We start from the raw sequence: 17,654 nt of genomic DNA, 5'->3' as shown, positions 1-17,654 counted from the left end.
TTATTCTCCTTCTATTAACAAATCATCTTGTTTAAAAAACTTGTTATAATTTAAATATCCTGTAACAGTTTTTATCTCCTCATTGTCAATAAGTATTTTAACTTTTTTTATATTTTCTACTTGCGTTACTGTATTAACTATTGAATAAACTATATATAATTCTTTTTCACTATCATTAACTATCTCTTTAAATTTACTATTTAAATTTATATATAAATTTTCTTTTTCTATATATATATTTAACACTTTTACTTCAAAAGGTAAAATCTTCTCTAATATTGCTTTTATTTTCTTTTCTTTATCCTTGTAATATGGAATTTCTACATCTATCCCTTTCAAATATTTATATTTATCATCTGGTATATATATTTTCATTGTTTCCTTTTTATTCTTTTCAATATTAGACACTGTTTTAGCATTATATTTTATAATTTCGGGAGTTTTTATATAATATTTATAATATAGAAAAAACATTATTATATCTAAAACTAAAAATATTATCAAAATTGCTTTTTTCATAAAGAACTCCTTAATTAAAATAATTTACTATTGAATAATATATTGCATTAGCTAATGCTACTTGATATCTTGAATTTTTTAATTTTAAAGCATCACTTTTATTTGTTATAAATCCAAGCTCTACTAATAATGCTGGAGAATTTGAAAGCCTTAATACTGCAAAATTTGCTCCAAATGTTCCCCTCTTTGGTAGTCCTGTTAATTTATTTATCTTATTTTCTATTCTACTTGATAAATCAATACTTTTTTCTTGATTCATATGATAAAATATATCATTCACTATTAATTTTGCATAATCAGACTTTATCCCATATTTATCATCTACACTATTTTCAAAATTAGCTATATTTTGTGCATATTTAGATGATTTTTTAGAAAAATAAAATACTTCTACTCCATTAGCACTCTTTTTTTTATTTGCATTTGCATGAATACTTATAAATAGGTCACAACTGTTTTTATTCCCAATATCAGCTCTTTTTCCAAGTGGTATAAAAACATCTTTATTCCTTGTCATAATAACATTAAATTTTTTAACTTTAGATAACTTTTTTTTTAATAATTTTCCCACTTTTAATACTATATCTTTTTCATGTAATCCTCTATATCCTGTTGCACCTGGATCTTTACCACCATGTCCTGGATCTATAACAATAGTATATCTATTTTTAACTGTTTTTTTGCTAAAAATAATTTGAAATCTATTAGGATTTTTTAATTTTTTCTCTAAAAATTCTACTCCGCTTTTTAAAGTTATAAAAAAATCTGTTGTTTTATCAAAACTCACTGTCTCTATTTTTGATATATAATTTCCATTTAAAATCTTATTTTTAATATTTTTATTTGGAGTAGTATTACTAAATTCTAAAAAAATAATTTTACTTTCGGAATCATAATTTGATAAATATTTAGGGAAACTGTTTCCAGAAATATTAAAAATTATGCTATTAGAATTAAAACTATATTTTTCTATTTTATTAGTAGTCGTTCCAAAACTAATTATATATATTAAAAAAAAGAGAGCTAAACTATATCTCTTCATTAATACACCCCTCTTTTGAAAAAAGCGACAATTAAAAATCGTCGCTTATTTGTTCTTATATATAGATGAAATAACATTCTTTTTAACAGTTAATTTCACACCTTTATCTACTCTTAATTCTATAAATTCATCATTTTTAGAAATTATTTCTCCTTTAATTCCTCCAGTGGTAAATACAACATCTCCTGGTTTTAACGAATCCATTAATTGCTTATGTGCTGCCGTTCTTTTCTTTTGTGGTCTTACTAGCAATAGATAAAATATCCCACCCCAAAGAACTACTGTTATTACTAGTGTAACTATACCATTTGTGCTAGTTGGTGCTGTCGCTGCTCCTGCTGCATATAATATATTTGAAAACATCTCTTCTACCTCCTAATTTTATTACTTTAAAAAAAGTTTAAAAAATAATTTTCTTATCTTTTGTTATAAAAATGCTTGAAACATTGCATCCGTTGGACGTAGTTTTTTATGTAATTTTCATAAAAGAACCTTGAGCCTTTAAAAACAAAATTGGAATGTTATTTTTAAACTTTTCCTAAGTATATCATATCCACCCGTTTTTTTCAATTATTTTTTAAAATTTTTCTTTGATGCAGTTACTGTTATACTCTTTTTAAACTTTTCCCAATTTTCTACTATTACTACACACTTTTTCCATTGATTCCCCCATTCTTCTTATCTCGCAAACAAAATATCAACACTTTCTTTTGGAAAATTTTCATCAAAAACTCCTAAATACATGCCATATTTTCCTTTAGTAAATTGATAATCTGTAAAATTATTTTCAAATTTATCATTAAAATATATCTTAAATTCTCCCGCATTATAAGTTACTTTAATTTTATTATATACTCCATATCCAGTTTGTAAATTATTTCCTCTATTCCAGTTTAAAATAACTGTATTTTCATCTTGAACTTTCTTTGAAACTTGATAGAACCCTGTTTCTGTAATTAATAATCTATAAAAATTACTATTATCTTGAACTCCAAATATTATACCATATCCACCATCTTTATATCCTGATACCTTTTTAGCGTACACTTCAAATGACTTCATTGGATCTTCATAAGGAGAATTCAAAACAAACCAATAACTCGCATTTTTATAATCTGTATCATTTGTATAAAATTCTAATTCTCCATTGTCATTTTTTTCCCATTCTATCGTTTTGGCTACTACACTATTTGTATCGCTTTTATTAGAAAAACATCCTCCAAAATTTAAAACTGTCATTACCATTATTACTCCAATTAATATTCTTTTCATCTTTTTCTCTCCTTTTTTTATTTTATTTTTGTTTATCTTTCACTCCACTTTTCTGTCTCTATAACACTTAGATTCCATCTTCTTTCTAAAAAAAAATCTATTTATCAGTTCCAATCTCTTCTTTATAATACTTATCTATTAATTTATAACTTTTCATTAAGACTTTTATTGAAGGATGCTCATTTATACTATCTATAATCCTCTTATCATTTAAATCAAATTTATATTTCTTTAAAAATCTCTCGCCTATATAATCATAGCCTACTGCACCATTAAATTGAGTAAATTTAACCCCTACTTCATCTTCAATCATATATTTCATATTTAATCTGCTATATGTACTTTCATAAAATTTTACATATTTTTTATAATCTAATACTACTACATCTTTATCTTGTGTGACCAGATTCCCATTTTTATCCAATCTATATATCATTTTTATCCCAGGAAAATTCAAAAATATATTATCTGCATTCAATATAGTTATATATCCTCTCCTTAAATAACTAAAATAATATATGTATTCCTGCTCTTCTCCAGACCACTGCGATCTCCATACTGGTAAATTATAAAAATAAACTTTTTGCCACAATATTTTGTTCTTTTTATCTAGCTTTTCTAATACTATTACATATTGGTATAAAATTTCTGAAGAATACGCTTCAGTAGTAACACTGTCATTAATTGCTATCTTATCAATTATATATTTTTTATTATCTTCGTATCTTTTATCATAATATACTGCCAAACCATTTACCCATCTATATTTATTTCCTAAGTTATCATATACAATTTTAGAATATTCTTTCTCTTTTTCCCCTGAGCTAACATTATAAGACTCTTCTGTAGTTTTAGGAACAACTATTCGTTTTTTTAATTTATTCTCAAAATATTCCTTTTTGATTTCTTTTCCTGAATAAAACAACATATCCTTTTTAAGGTCAATCAAATCTCTATATTCATTATTTTTATCTACCTTATAATACTGAGAAACTACAACTTCTCCTGTATCTAATAAGTAATAAGATATTTTATCACTGGTATAATTTAAAAACTCTCTTTGCCAAACTGTATTATATAATTTCGGATCTATTTTTTCTACCTGTGAATATAAATTAAATGATAGCATAATTAATAATACCATCCATAGCACTAATCTCTTTTTCAATAATATTACCTCCTAATTTCTATTATTCAAATATATTTACATTTACTTTTTTTCCTTCTCTAATTCTTTTATAGGTTTAAATTCCACTCCCATATATTTTGCCTGATTTTCTGCTCGTGAGCCAGGTTCTCCATAAATTATTGCTTTTAAATCTTCACTAAAAGCATCAACTCTTATATATGTCACAGATTTTGGAATTACTATAGTTTTTAATTTATTATCTTGAAAAGTATAGCTTTCTATTCTTTCTATACCATTAGGAATTACTATGCTAGTTAAGTTATTTCCCATAAAAGCTCCTCCTCCTATTTCTTTTACTGAATTTGGAATAATCACACTTTTTAACTTCGAATCTCCAAAAGCATCTTCTCCTATGCTTCTTACAGGTGTATTATCTATTTTTTTAGGGATTACTAAATCATAATTTCTTGGTAATCCTATAATTCCATCTAATTCTCCTTTTGACTTGTTAAAAACCCAATAACTTTTATACCCTTCTCCTAATTTAATGTCTTCTAATTTTTTGAAATCATTCAATGAAAATGCTCCTTCTCCTATTTTTTTTACTGAATTAGGAATTATTACTCTACTTAGTTTGTTGTAAGAAAATGCTCCTTCTCCTATTTTTTTTACTGAATTAGGAATTGTTACTCTATTTAGTTTGTTGTGAGAAAATGCAAATGCTCCTATCTCTTTTACTGTATTAGGAATTGTTATTCTACTTAGTTTGTTATGAGAAAAGACTCCTGCTCCTATTTTTTTTACTGACTCCCCTATTTTTAATTCGCTTAAATTATTATATGCAAATGCCTCTATTACTATACCTTCAACTGAATCTGGTATTACTATTTTTTTTAAATTATTATATGCAAAAGCACCACCTCCTATCTCTTTTACTGAACTTGGGATGTATATACTCGTTAAATTATTTCCTGAAAAAACATTACCTTCTATTTTTTTTAGTGATTTTGGTAAAACTACTTTTTCTAATTTATTCTTTGAAAATGCAAATTCTCCTATCTCTTTTACTGAATTTGGAATTATTAATCTTTTTAATTTATTTCTATAGAAAGCATCTTTATCTATCTCTTCTAATGAAGTTGGGAGTGCTACACTAATTAAATTGTTGCTTTGAAAAGCACCTTCTCCTATTTTTTTTACTGAATCTGGAATTTTTAGTCTTATTAATTTATTTCTATAAAAAGCCTCTTTCCCTATATCTTCTACTGAACTAGGAATATATATACTTGTTAATTTATTTTCTCCAAAAACTCTATATCCTATTTTTTTTAATGATTTTGATAAAACTACTTTTTTTAATTCATTTTTTGAAAATGCATTTCCTCTTATCTCTTCTACTGAATCTGGAATTACTATCTCTTCTAATTTATTCTCTTTAAAAGCACTTCCTCTTATCACTTTTACTGAATTTGGGATCTTTACATTTGTTAGTTCATTTTCTGCAAAAGCTCTCCATCTTATTATTGATAAAGAATTTGATATTCTTACTTTTTTTAATTTATTCTCCACAAATACACCATTGCCCATTTTTTTTACTGTATCTGGTATATATACACTTGTTAATTTATTATTTCCAAAACTATATGCTCCTATTTCAGTTACCCCATCTGGTATAGATATCTCTTTTAACTTGTTAACTAAAAATGCACCATACCCTATTTTAGTTACTGTTTTTGGAATTGATACCTCTTCTAATCTATTGTTGTAAAAAACACTATGTTCTATTACTTTTAATCTCTTTGGAAGTTTTACTCTTTCTAAATTGTTATTTCCAAAAGCTTCCGCCTTTATTTCTAGTACTGAATCTGGAATTACTAAACTTTTTAATTCATTAACAAGAAATGCTGATTCTCCTATTTTCTTTACTGAGTTTGGAATTAATATCTCTTTTAGTTGATTATATGAAAATGCTTCTTCTCCTATCTCAATTATTGTATTAGGTAGTTCTACTTTCCTTATTTTTTTATTATTAAAAGCTAGTTTCCCTATCTTTAGCACTGGTTTATCATCTATTTCTCTCGGTATTTTTATCTCTTTTGATTTTCCTATATACTTTGTTATTATAATTCCACCATTATATTCTTTATATTCAAAGTTTAGTAAATTTATATTCTTTTTACTTTTATTTTTAGAATTAAATATTTCTCCTTGTGAAAAACTAAATTCAGAAAATATTACAATGAATAGCATTAATACTATTACTCTCTTTTTCAATAATATTACCTCCTAATTTTATTTTATTTTTACAACTATCTATTATTTTATTTTTCACTCCACTTTTCTGTCTCTATAACACTTAGATTCCATCTTCTTTCTAAAAATACTGGATAAAAATTATTTTTATCTATTCCCACCTCTTTTTTATAATACTCATCCATTAATTTATAAATTTTCATTAGATGTTTCACAGAAGGATGTTCATTTATACTGTCTATAATTTTCTTATCATTTAAATTAAATTTATACTTCTTCAAAAGTCTCTCTCCTATATAATCATAATCAAACACCTCGTAATCAATCGGATTAAAATCAACTCCTTCTTCATCTTCCATCAGATATTTAATATTTAACCTATTATATTCACTTTCATAAAATTTTACATAATTTTTATAATCTAATACTATCACATTTTTATCTTGCGTAACTGGATTTCCATTTTTATCCACTCTATATATCATTTTCGTCCCAGGAAAATTCAAAAATATATTATCTGCATTTAATAGAGTTATATACCCTCGTCTTAAATAATAAAAATAATAATCATATTCTATCTCTGCTCTATCAAAATACGATCTCCATATTGGCAAATTATAAAAATAAACTTTTTGCCACAATATTTTATTATTTTCATTTAATTTTTCAAGTACTATTACACATTTATCTAAAACCGACGAAAACCTCTTTAAATCTGAAAAATATGTTCCGTTAATTCTACTTCTATTAATTGCTATCTTATCAATTATATATTTTTTATTATCTTCGTATCTTTTATCATAATATACTGCCAAACCATTTACCCATCTATATTTATTTCCTAAGTTATCATATACAATTTTAGAGTATTCTTTCTCTTTTTCCCCTGAGCTAACATTATAAGACTCTTCTGTAGTTTTAGGAATAACTATTCGTTTTCTTAATTTATTCTCAAAATATTCTTTTTTGATTTCTTTTCCTGAATAAAACAACATATCTTTTTTTAGGTCAATCAAATCTCTATGTTCATTATTTTTATCTACCTTATAATACTGAGAAACTACAACTTCTCCTGTATCTAATAAGTAATAAGATATTTTATCACTGGTATAATTTAAAAACTCTCTTTCCCAAACTGTATTATATAATTTTGGATCTATTTTTTCTACCTGTGAATATAAATTAAATGATAGCATAATTAATAATACCATCCATAAAATTAATCTCTTTTTCAATAATATTACCTCCTAATTTCTATTATTCAAATATATTTACATTTACTTTTTTTCTTTCTTTAATTCTTTTATAGGTTTAAATTCTACTCCCATATCTTTTGCATACTCTTCTGCTTCTGAGCCAGGTTCTCCATAAATTGTTGCTTTTAAATGTTCACTAAAAGCATCAAACCTTATATATGTCACAGATTTTGGAATTACTATAGTTTTTAATCTATTATCTTGAAAAGTATAACTTTCTATTCTTTCTATACCATTAGGAATTACTATGCTAGTTAAGTTATTTTCCATAAAAGCTCCTCCTCCTATTTTTTCTACTGAATTTGGAATAATCACACTTTTTAACTTCGAATATACAAAAGCATCTTCTCCTATGCTTTTTACAGGAGTATTATCTATTTTTTTAGGAATTACTAAATCATAATTTCTTGGTAATCCTATAATTCCATCTAATTCTCCTTTTGACTTGTTAAAAACCCAATAACTTTTATACCCTTCCCCTAATTTAATGTCTTCTAATTTTTTGAAATCATTCCCTAAAAATGCATCTTTATCAATTATTTTTATTGAATTAGGAATTGTTACTCTACTTAGTTTGTTGTAAGAAAATGCTCCTTCTCCTATTTTTTTTACTGAATTAGGAATTGTTACTCTATTTAGTTTGTTGTGAGAAAATGCTTCTTCTCCTATCTCTTTTACTGTATTAGGAATTGTTATTCTACTTAGTTTGTTATGAGAAAATACTCTTCCTCCTATTTTTTTTACTGACTTCCCTATTTTTAATTCACTTAAATTATTATGTGCAAATGCCTCCCATACTATCTCTTCAACTGAATCTGGTATTACTATTTTTTTTAAATTATTATATTCAAAAGCACCACCTTCTATCTCTTTTACTGAACTTGGAATATATATACTCGTTAAATTATTTCCTGAAAAAACTTTGCCTTCTATTTTTTTTAGTGATTTTGGTAAAACTACTTTTTCTAATTTATTATTTGAAAATGCAAATATTCCTATCTCTTTTACTGAACTTGGAATTATTAATCTTGTTAATTTATTTCTCTCAAAAGCCATTTTTCCTATTTTCTCTATAAACTTTGGAAATTCTACACTAATTAAATTGTTGCTTGTAAAAGCACCTTCTCCTATTTTTTTTACTGTATCTGGAATTTTTAGTCTTATTAATTTATTTCTATAAAAAGCCTCTTTCCCTATATCTTCTACTGAACTAGGAATATATATACTTGTTAATTTATTTTCTCCAAAAACTCTATATCCTATTTTTTTTAATGATTTTGATAAAACTACTTTTTTTAATTCATTTTTTGAAAATGCATTTCCTCTTATCTCTTCTACTGAATCTGGAATTACTATCTCTTCTAATTTATTCTCTTTAAAAGCACTTCCTCTTATCACTTTTACTGAATTTGGGATCTTTACATTTGTTAGTTCATTTTCTGCAAAAGCTCTCCATCTTATTATTGATAAAGAATTTGATATTCTTACTTTTTTTAATTTATTCTCCACAAATACACCATTGCCCATTTTTTTTACTGTATCTGGTATATATACACTTGTTAATTTATTATTTCCAAAACTATATGCTCCTATTTCTGTTACCCCATCTGGTATAGATATCTCTTTTAACTTGTTAACTAAAAATGCACCATACCCTATTTTAGTTACTGTTTTTGGAATTAATACCTCTTCTAATCTATTGTTGTAAAAAACACTATGTTCTATTACTTTTAATCTCTTTGGAAGTTTTACTCTTTCTAAATTGTTATTTCCAAAAGCTTCCGCCTTTATTTCTAGTACTGAATCTGGAATTACTAAACTTTTTAATTCATTAACAAGAAATGCTGATTCTCCTATTTTCTTTACTGAGTTTGGAATTAATATCTCTTTTAGTTGATTATATGAAAATGCTTCTTCTCCTATCTCAATTATTGTATTAGGTAGTTCTACTTTCCTTATTTTTTTATTATTAAAAGCTAGTTTCCCTATCTTTAGCACTGGTTTATCATCTATTTCTCTCGGTATTTTTATCTCTTTTGATTTTCCTATATACTTTGTTATTATAATTCCACCATTATCTTCTTTGTATTCAAAATTTAGTAAATTTATATTCTTTTTACTTTTATTTTTAGAATTAAATATTTCTCCTTGTGAAAAACTAAATTCAGAAAATATTACAATGAATAACATTAATATTATTACTCTCTTTTTCAATAATATTACCTCCTAATTTTTTAATTTTGTTAAGAATATATTATATCATAAAAATTCATGCTTGTAAACGAAAAACCTGTCTCTAGTTTTATATGCAGTCACTTTATTCTGTATTAGAAATAGCAGCTCAGGAATTCTAAAAACTAATTGCTCGAAAATTTTATATTTTAAATTTTTTACTAATATAGTATAATTACAAAATCCATATTTAAAATTATATCAAAATTATTTGATGATCTATATTATGTTTTTTTACTCCTAATTTAAAATAAAAATAATAAAACCAACTCTTCATAAATATAAAGAAGAGTTGGTTTTATTATTTTTTAAATTTCTTAGCTATTTTATCAAAAAAAGATTTTGCCATAGAATTATTCTTTTCATGCAGCGCCGAATCAAATTCTTTTAATAAATCTTTTTGCTTTTCTGATAAATTTGTAGGTATCTCTACTATAACTTTTACCATTTCATCACCTTTGCCATATCCTCTAATATAAGGAATTCCTTTTTCTCTCAATCTAAATACTTTTCCTGTTTGTGTTCCTGATGGTATTTTCATTTTTATTGTTCCAGTAAGAGTAGGTACTTCTATTTCTCCTCCTAAAGTTGCCGTTGTAAAACTTATTGGCATTTCACAAACTATGTTATTATCCACTCTTTCAAATATTTCATGTTCTTTTATAAATACATAAATATATAGATCCCCGTACGGTCCACCATTTTCTCCAACTTCACCAAAGCCACTAACTCTTACTCTTTGCCCTGACTCTATTCCTGCTGGTATTTTTACTTTCTTTTTAACTTTTTCTTTAACTACCCCTGTTCCACCACAAGTATGACATTTTTTTTCTGGTACTTTTCCAGTTCCATTACAATTATCACACTCTTCTATATTTTCAAATTGTCCAAATAAACTTCTTGAAATTTGTTTTATTTCTCCAGTTCCATTACATTTTGGACATGTTTTCATCTTACTTCCAGGTTCTGCTCCAGTTCCATTACAAGTAGAACATTTTGCTTCTCTTGTATAAGAAACCTCTTTTTCTACTCCTTCAGCAGATTCTTCTAAAGTTATTTCCATATTATATCTTAAATCTGATCCTTTTCTAGCTCTACTTCTAGATCTGCTGTTTCTACCTCCACCAAATCCTCCACCAAAAAAGCTTCCAAATATATCTCCTAAATCTCCAAAGTCTCCAAAATTATTATAATTGAAGCCTCCTCCACCTGCATTACCATCAAATGCTGAACTTCCAAATCTATCATATTTAGATCTTTTTTCAGGATCAGATAGTATTTGATAAGCTTCACTTGCTTCTTTAAATTTTTCTTCTGCCTCACTATTGCCTGCATTTCTATCTGGATGATGTTTCATTGCTAATTTTCTATAAGCTTTTTTTATTTCATCTTGACTAGCTCCCTTTTCGACACCTAGTATTTCATAATAATCTCTTTTAGACAATTTTCTCACTACTCCTTTCTATATAAAGTTATGCTTCTAATTCTATTGAAAATGATGTCTCAAAAGATTCTCCCTTTTCAAGTTTCTCTATCCCTTTTTTCTCCTCTATATTTCCATTATGATTTATTGTATCTGCTATTCCATGCCAAGGCTCTATACATATATAATCAGCTCCTGGAGCAGACCAAAATGCAATAAATGGAAATCCTTCAAAATCAAAAACTATCTTTCTATTATTAATTTTATTTTTCAAAGACACTTTTGTAGAATTTAACCCTTCAAATATTAAAGCATCATTATCAAACATATCTCTTTTTAAATTTATAATTTTTTCATTATTAAAATAGTTCAATTGTTTATCTGATACATACATCCCATCTAATACTAATAATTTTGATGTTTCTTCTTTTTCAAATTCTAAATAATAGTCTTCAAATTTTATTTCATCTGAAGTAGGAGTTGCAAATGCTGGATGCCCTCCTAATGAAAAATAGATTTCCCCATCAGTTTTATTAATAACCTTATATTCTAATATTATTTTATTTTTTTCAAGTACATATTTTACAAAAAAATCAAATTCAAATGGATATTTTATTAAAGTCTCCTCATTTGAACTAAATATAAATGTTATGCTATTTTCATCTTGTGCAAAAATATTGAACTCATTATCTCTTGCAAAACCATGCCTTCCACTTTTATACTCTTTATTTTTATAAAAATATTTATTATCTTTTAATCCTCCCACAAATGGAAACAGCACTGGTGAACTTTTTGCCCAAAATTTTGGATTTGCATCCCACATAAATTCTGTTTTATTTTTAATTAATTTTGCACTTTTTAATTCAGCACCTTTTGATTTCACTACTATTTCAACTGTTCCATTACTTAATTTATATTCCAATTTGCTACTCCTTTCTTTTCGCAAATTATGGGAATAGAGTCAAGCTCTATTCCCACATTAATATCTTTATTCGTTATCTACAACTTCTGCATCTACTATATCATCATCTTGCTTTGCTTCTTTTTCAGCTCCGCCATCTTGAGCACCTGCCGCTGCTTGAGCCGCTTGAGCTTCTTTATATATCTCTTCTGCTAATTTGTAAGAAGCTTTTTCTAATTCTTCAGCACCTTTTTTAATTGCTTCTAAATCATCTTTATCTTTCACTTCTTTTAATTTAGCAATTGCATCTTCTATATTTTTCTTATCTTCTTCAGAAACTTTATCAGCATTATCTTTTAATGTTTTTTCTGCACTATAAATTAATTGATCAGCTTTATTTCTTTCTTCTATAAGTTCTTTTATTTTTTTATCTTCTGCTTCATGAGATTGAGCTTCTTTTACCATTTTTTCAATCTCTTCTTCACTAAGATTCTTACTTCCAGATATTACTATTTTATTTTCTTTACCTGTTCCAAGATCTTTTGCTGATACGTGAACTATTCCATTTGCATCTATATCAAATGTTACTTCAATTTGAGGCACTCCTCTTGGTGCTGCTGGAATTCCTGTAAGATCAAATCTTCCTAATGAAGTATTATCTTTTGCTAAAGGTCTTTCTCCTTGAACTACATGTATAGTAACTGCAGGTTGATTATTTTCTGCTGTTGAATAAACTTGACTTTTCTTAACTGGTATTGTTGTATTTCTATCTATCATTTTAGTAGCAACTCCACCTAAAGTTTCTATTCCAAGTGATAATGGAGTTACATCAAGCAACAATACATCTTTTACATCTCCCATTAATACTCCACCTTGAATAGCTGCTCCACTTGCAACAACTTCATCAGGATTTATACTTTTATTAGGATCTTTTCCAAAATAATTTTTAACCCAATTTTGAACTGCTGGTATTCTTGTAGAACCTCCAACTAGAATTATTTCATCTATATCTGCTGGCGATAATTTAGCATCTTCCAAAGCTTTTCTTGCAGGACCTTGAGTTGCTTCTACTAAATCTTTTGTTAATTCGTCAAACAATGCTCTTGTAAGTTTTTTCTCTAAATGTTTTGGTCCAGTTTCTGTAGCTGTAATAAATGGTAAGCTTATTGTTGTTTCTAACATTGTAGAAAGTTCCATTTTAGCTTTTTCAGAAGCATCTTTTAATCTTTGATCTGCCATTTTATCTTTTGAAAGATCTACTCCTTCTTCTTTTTTAAATTCTTCTATTAACCAATTCATTATTTTATTATCAAAATCATCTCCACCTAAATGGTTATTTCCGTTTGTTGCTTTTACTTCTACTACTCCATCACCTATTTCTAATACTGATACATCAAATGTTCCACCACCAAGGTCAAATACTAATACTTTTTCTTCTTTTCCTTTTTTATCCAATCCATAAGCAAGTGCTGCTGCTGTAGGTTCATTAATTATTCTTTTAACTTCAAATCCAGCTATTCTTCCTGCATCTTTTGTAGCTTGTCTTTGAGAATCTGTAAAGTAAGCTGGTACAGTTATAACTGCTTCTTCTACTTTTTCCCCTAAATAACTTTCAGCATCTTTTTTTAATTTTTGTAAAATAAATGCTGATATTTGTTGTGGACTATAATCTTTTCCAAACATTTTTTCAGTATGATCTTCTCCCATATGTCTTTTTATAGAATAAACTGTATGTTCTGGATTTGTTATAGCTTGTCTTTTTGCTATTTCTCCTACAATTATTTCTCCACTTTCTTTAAAGTTTACAACTGATGGTGTAGTTCTAGCTCCTTCTGCATTAGCTATTACTTTTACAGCTCCACCTTCCATTACTGATACACATGAATTTGTTGTTCCTAAATCAATTCCTATTATTTTTCCCATTTTTATCATCCTCCTAAAAATTATTTTTTATTTTTTGAAACTTTTACTAATGCTGGTCTTATAACTTTTTCTTTCATTTTATACCCTTTTTGAAACTCATCTATAACTATATTATCATCATGTTCTTCTGATTCTTCTTGCATCATTGCATGATGTTCATAAGGATTAAATTCTTTTCCTTTTGCATCTAAAGCTACGACTCCTTCTTCAGTTAAAACTCTATTAATTTGATTTAATGTCATTTCTACACCTTTTACTAAAGAATTAAAATCTTCTGTTGTTTTTGAAGAACTTACTGCTCTTTCTAAATTATCTACAACTTCTAAAAGTTTTAATATTAACTTTTCTGTTGAAAATTTTAAAAATTCTTCTTTTTCTTTTTCCATTCTTTTTTTTATATTTTCAAATTCTGCAACTTTTCTAATATAACTATCTTTCCATTTTGCAACTTCTGCTTCTAATTCTACTATTTTATCCTCTGAAGTTATCTCTTTTTCCTCTTTTTTTCCTTCTTCTTTTTTCTCTTCATTTTCTAATTCTTCTGTGTTATTTTCTGATACCATTTTTTCTTCCTCAACATCTATATCCTTTTTATTTTTCTTCGATTTGCTCATCTTTTTTTTCACTCTCCTTATCCTCATTCTCATCCTTATCTTTAGTTTTAATTTCTTCTACATAATTAAGCCTTAAATCGGTTAATAGATTTGTAATAAATTTACTTTCTTCATCAGTAAGATTTCCTTTTGTTTTTTCTTCTAACATTTCTAACATATCTATGTTCATTTTTGCTATTTCTAAATTTTTTTCTATTTTTCCACTTACTGGGTTTGCTAACTTCCCTAAGCTCATCATTGTTTGCATTTGTAAACTATAAACCAATCCTAAAAATAAATTTTCCATAATTATTCCCTCCTGTTTTTAATTTTATTCATTGCTATATTTACCTCTTTTGTTACATACTCTACCAATCCTAAGTTTTTAGAATATTCCATTCTTTTAGGACCTATTATTCCAACTATACCTTTTGCATCATCTAATGTATATACTGAAAATATAAAGCTTAAATCCTTTAATCCTTCTATACCTAATTCTTCTCCTAGTATAACATTTACTTTTCCATCTTCATAATTTCTTTTTTTTACCATATCTTCAAAAAATTTTCTAATATCTTTTTTATCATCTAAAAATTTTACTACATTTGCAACCTCTTTTGAATTTTCATTTTCCAATACATTTATCATATTAGTAGCCCCTTCTAAATAGAAACTACCTTCTATTTCTCCAAAGCACTCTTTTACTACTCCTTCAAATGCATCATCTCTTCTTTTATTTATTATTTTTTCTAATTTTGGTAATATCTCTCCCAATTTTGAACCTTTAAATTTATTATTTAATATTTTAGAGATATCTTTTAATTCCTCTTCATCTATTCTATAATCCAAATTTATTCGTTTCGTTCTAACCGAATCATTTTCTAATATAATAACTGCCATTATTGTATAACTATTTACATATATAAGCTCTAACTTTTTTAATTTTTCAGCTTTATAGTTAAGCTCTATTGCAAGACTAGCATAATTAGTCATCTTAGATAACAACATTGATGTTTTTTCTAATACTTCTTCTAATTCTCCAACTCTTTTTTCGTAAGCAATATTTATTTTTGTAATTTCATCTTCTGACAATTTTTTTATTTTTAATAAAGTTTCTAAATAAAATTTATATCCTTTATTAGTTGGAACTCTTCCAGAAGATGTATGAGTTTTCTCTATATAACCTGCTTCTTCTAAATCTGCCATTACATTTCTTATTGTGGCTGATGATAAACTGATATCATATTTTTTAGTAATTGTTCTTGAGCCTACACTTTCACCATTTGTAATATAATAATCAATTACAGCACCTAATATTGTTTTTTCTCTATCATTCATATATTTCACCACCTTTTATCAGCACTCACTCACAAAGAGTGCTAACTTATGTTAATAATATACATTTTTTTTGTATTTTTGTCAACTATTTTTTTGAAAAAATTCAAAAAAAAATAACTTGCCCCAAATTCATAACAAAACCACTACAACCATTACTGCATTTATGAACGTTTAAAAAATAAATTTCTTATATTTTGTCATAAAAACGCTTAAATCATTACGTATTTTATAACAAAAACGGAAGGTTATTTTTAAGCCATTCCTAGATATAGTTTTTTTGTCATGATAAGAGCAAGTAATTTTTAAAATATCCCTAAATTCTAATCATTCAATTCTTTTTGATAATCTCCAAGAGTTTTAGCTTTTGTTCTTTTTATCTTTCTAGTTTTTAAAAATTTAAATTTTTCACCATCTACATATTCAATATAATATTCTAAAATGTCACTTTTGTTTATATTTATATATTTAGAAAATCTTACTTTAGATTTTTTCAAAAATCTATTTGTAGAAATTCTTCCTACAACTTTATATTCAAAACTTTTTTTATCAAAAACTACTATATTAAAAGTTGAATTTTTATAGTTAAATTTTGAATTATTTAAAATTTTACCTTCAATTAATGTTTTGGATCTATTTATTCTAGTTAAACTAACTTGCATATATGGGAAATTGTCGCTCTTGTTTTTTCTTAAATATCCCCATCTTCCATTTCTATTAATATATATTTCTCCATTATTAACAATTTGATTTCTTATATTTCCTAAATAATCCCATGTTTTATTAGGTTTTAAAAGTATTCTTCTTCCATTTTTATCTTTTACGATATTTCCATTATAATGTACTGTATATGTTCCACTATCTTTTAGAAATATTTTTATATTACTGTTTATATCCACAACAATAGTCCCAGCAAATATTGTTATTGATAAAATAACAGATAAAAGTACTATTATTATTTTTTTCATCTCTTTATTCCCCCTTAATTACGTTTATAACTTCATATCTATTAATAGCTCTCTTCCCGCTTTTATTAACGCTAGTTATTATTACAGCAAATTTTCTTGTAAGATCATTTTGATTTTCATCTGTTTCTTGAACTGGAGTATCTATTACTATTTCTACATTTTTAATATCAAAATCGCTTATAGTAATTTTATCTTTTGTCCTGAAATATGCAAATCCATTTTGTCCTGAAATACTAAAATATAAAAAACTTTCTCCAGGATTTACTAATTTTGTATTAGAATCTCCAACTAATAATGAATCGATTTTACCACTCTCTGTCCAAATAGAATCTTCTTCTGTTTCAGAAAAATAATATGATTTATCTCCAGAAATCCATTCTACTCCATGCATAGCACCAGCAGAATTGTTTTCCACTGTCATTTTACCATCATTATTTACAGTAACAACTATTGAATTACTCTCTACTCCATCTACTTTTGCTAAAAATATATACTCTCCTGATGTAGTTGTATAGAAAGAATCTTCTGTAAATTTCACTCCATCTTTGTAAATATCAACAGTTTTATTTAATATTTCTTCATCATCCGAATTAAATACTTTTACTGAAAATGAAACTGCATTATTATTATCAGCATTAATAACATCGCTTGTTGATGAAATTACAACTTTAGAAACCTCATCACTTTTTTTAACTGTTACTTTAAAATCGCACCCTCCCATTACTAATAAAACTATTGTTGCCACAAACACTAAAAACACTTTTTTCATTTTTTTTTCCTCCTGTTTTTTATTTTTTTATCTATGTTA

General features: G+C 26.1%; 16 protein-coding genes. All 16 read right to left on the bottom strand.

Features of this window, described 5'->3' with window-relative positions; all coding sequences use genetic code 11:
• Positions 1–519 carry a GerMN domain-containing protein gene (locus RDY08_RS03380; RefSeq protein WP_307905016.1) on the bottom strand — a complete coding sequence of 173 codons (519 nt, stop codon included), beginning with the start codon at positions 517–519 and terminating at the stop codon, positions 1–3.
• A gap of 10 nt (positions 520–529) precedes the next feature.
• Positions 530–1,561: an N-acetylmuramoyl-L-alanine amidase family protein gene (locus RDY08_RS03375; RefSeq protein WP_307905015.1), complete on the bottom strand. Its 1,032-nt coding sequence runs from the start codon at positions 1,559–1,561 to the stop codon at positions 530–532.
• Positions 1,562–1,606: 45 nt separating this feature from the next.
• The gene (gene yajC / locus RDY08_RS03370; RefSeq protein ID WP_307905014.1) at positions 1,607–1,924 is read right to left on the bottom strand and encodes a preprotein translocase subunit YajC; all 318 of its coding nucleotides are present in this window, start codon (positions 1,922–1,924) and stop codon (positions 1,607–1,609) included.
• A gap of 315 nt (positions 1,925–2,239) precedes the next feature.
• Complete coding sequence (locus tag RDY08_RS03365; protein WP_307905013.1) at positions 2,240–2,833, bottom strand: hypothetical protein; 594 nt, start codon at positions 2,831–2,833, stop codon at positions 2,240–2,242.
• Positions 2,834–2,930: 97 nt separating this feature from the next.
• On the bottom strand, positions 2,931–4,001 hold the full coding sequence (locus tag RDY08_RS03360; protein WP_307905012.1) for a hypothetical protein: 1,071 nt from the start codon (positions 3,999–4,001) through the stop codon (positions 2,931–2,933).
• Positions 4,002–4,043: 42 nt separating this feature from the next.
• Positions 4,044–6,236, bottom strand: a complete 2,193-nt coding sequence (locus tag RDY08_RS03355) for a leucine-rich repeat domain-containing protein (RefSeq protein ID WP_307905011.1) — start codon at positions 6,234–6,236, stop codon at positions 4,044–4,046.
• A 47-nt stretch (positions 6,237–6,283) separates the two neighbouring features.
• Complete coding sequence (locus tag RDY08_RS03350; RefSeq protein WP_307905010.1) at positions 6,284–7,450, bottom strand: hypothetical protein; 1,167 nt, start codon at positions 7,448–7,450, stop codon at positions 6,284–6,286.
• A gap of 42 nt (positions 7,451–7,492) precedes the next feature.
• Positions 7,493–9,685, bottom strand: coding sequence for a leucine-rich repeat domain-containing protein (locus RDY08_RS03345; protein WP_307905009.1), 2,193 nt, complete (start codon positions 9,683–9,685; stop codon positions 7,493–7,495).
• Between the two features lie 319 nt (positions 9,686–10,004).
• Complete coding sequence (gene dnaJ / locus RDY08_RS03340) at positions 10,005–11,147, bottom strand: molecular chaperone DnaJ (RefSeq protein WP_307905008.1); 1,143 nt, start codon at positions 11,145–11,147, stop codon at positions 10,005–10,007.
• A gap of 28 nt (positions 11,148–11,175) precedes the next feature.
• Positions 11,176–12,048 (bottom strand): aldose 1-epimerase family protein, encoded by an 873-nt coding sequence (locus RDY08_RS03335; protein ID WP_307905007.1) that lies wholly within the window; start codon positions 12,046–12,048, stop codon positions 11,176–11,178.
• Between the two features lie 66 nt (positions 12,049–12,114).
• Positions 12,115–13,950, bottom strand: a complete 1,836-nt coding sequence (gene dnaK, locus RDY08_RS03330) for a molecular chaperone DnaK (RefSeq protein WP_307905006.1) — start codon at positions 13,948–13,950, stop codon at positions 12,115–12,117.
• Between the two features lie 20 nt (positions 13,951–13,970).
• A complete protein-coding gene (gene grpE / locus RDY08_RS03325) occupies positions 13,971–14,564 on the bottom strand; it encodes a nucleotide exchange factor GrpE (protein WP_307905005.1) in 594 nt (197 codons plus the stop codon).
• Complete coding sequence (locus tag RDY08_RS03320; protein WP_307905004.1) at positions 14,542–14,850, bottom strand: DUF1844 domain-containing protein; 309 nt, start codon at positions 14,848–14,850, stop codon at positions 14,542–14,544. Before RDY08_RS03320 ends, grpE begins: the two co-directional genes overlap by 23 nt.
• 2 nt (positions 14,851–14,852) lie before the next feature.
• Entirely contained in the window at positions 14,853–15,881 is a 1,029-nt protein-coding gene (gene hrcA, locus RDY08_RS03315) for a heat-inducible transcriptional repressor HrcA (protein ID WP_307905003.1), read from the bottom strand.
• 320 nt (positions 15,882–16,201) lie between these two features.
• Complete coding sequence (locus tag RDY08_RS03310) at positions 16,202–16,846, bottom strand: hypothetical protein (RefSeq protein WP_307905002.1); 645 nt, start codon at positions 16,844–16,846, stop codon at positions 16,202–16,204.
• 4 nt (positions 16,847–16,850) lie between these two features.
• Positions 16,851–17,615 carry a hypothetical protein gene (locus tag RDY08_RS03305; RefSeq protein ID WP_307905001.1) on the bottom strand — a complete coding sequence of 255 codons (765 nt, stop codon included), beginning with the start codon at positions 17,613–17,615 and terminating at the stop codon, positions 16,851–16,853.
• Between the last annotated feature and the right edge of the window lie 39 nt (positions 17,616–17,654).

Source organism: Haliovirga abyssi (assembly GCF_030295325.1).
Classification (GTDB): Bacteria; Fusobacteriota; Fusobacteriia; order Fusobacteriales; family Haliovirgaceae; genus Haliovirga; species Haliovirga abyssi.
The sequence above is the reverse complement of the archived record's forward strand: the minus strand, read 5'-3'. Positions and strand labels throughout refer to the sequence as shown.

What these genes read in the sequence shown, in the direction of transcription:
- RDY08_RS03380 (WP_307905016.1), bottom strand. Translation starts at nt 519, where the DNA reads ATGAAAAAAGCAATTTTGATAATATTTTTAGTTTTAGATATAATAATG.
- RDY08_RS03375 (WP_307905015.1), bottom strand. Translation starts at nt 1,561, where the DNA reads ATGAAGAGATATAGTTTAGCTCTCTTTTTTTTAATATATATAATTAGT.
- yajC (WP_307905014.1), bottom strand. Translation starts at nt 1,924, where the DNA reads ATGTTTTCAAATATATTATATGCAGCAGGAGCAGCGACAGCACCAACT.
- RDY08_RS03365 (WP_307905013.1), bottom strand. Translation starts at nt 2,833, where the DNA reads ATGAAAAGAATATTAATTGGAGTAATAATGGTAATGACAGTTTTAAAT.
- dnaK (WP_307905006.1), bottom strand. Translation starts at nt 13,950, where the DNA reads ATGGGAAAAATAATAGGAATTGATTTAGGAACAACAAATTCATGTGTA.
- grpE (WP_307905005.1), bottom strand. Translation starts at nt 14,564, where the DNA reads ATGAGCAAATCGAAGAAAAATAAAAAGGATATAGATGTTGAGGAAGAA.
- RDY08_RS03320 (WP_307905004.1), bottom strand. Translation starts at nt 14,850, where the DNA reads ATGGAAAATTTATTTTTAGGATTGGTTTATAGTTTACAAATGCAAACA.
- hrcA (WP_307905003.1), bottom strand. Translation starts at nt 15,881, where the DNA reads ATGAATGATAGAGAAAAAACAATATTAGGTGCTGTAATTGATTATTAT.
- RDY08_RS03310 (WP_307905002.1), bottom strand. Translation starts at nt 16,846, where the DNA reads ATGAAAAAAATAATAATAGTACTTTTATCTGTTATTTTATCAATAACA.
- RDY08_RS03305 (WP_307905001.1), bottom strand. Translation starts at nt 17,615, where the DNA reads ATGAAAAAAGTGTTTTTAGTGTTTGTGGCAACAATAGTTTTATTAGTA.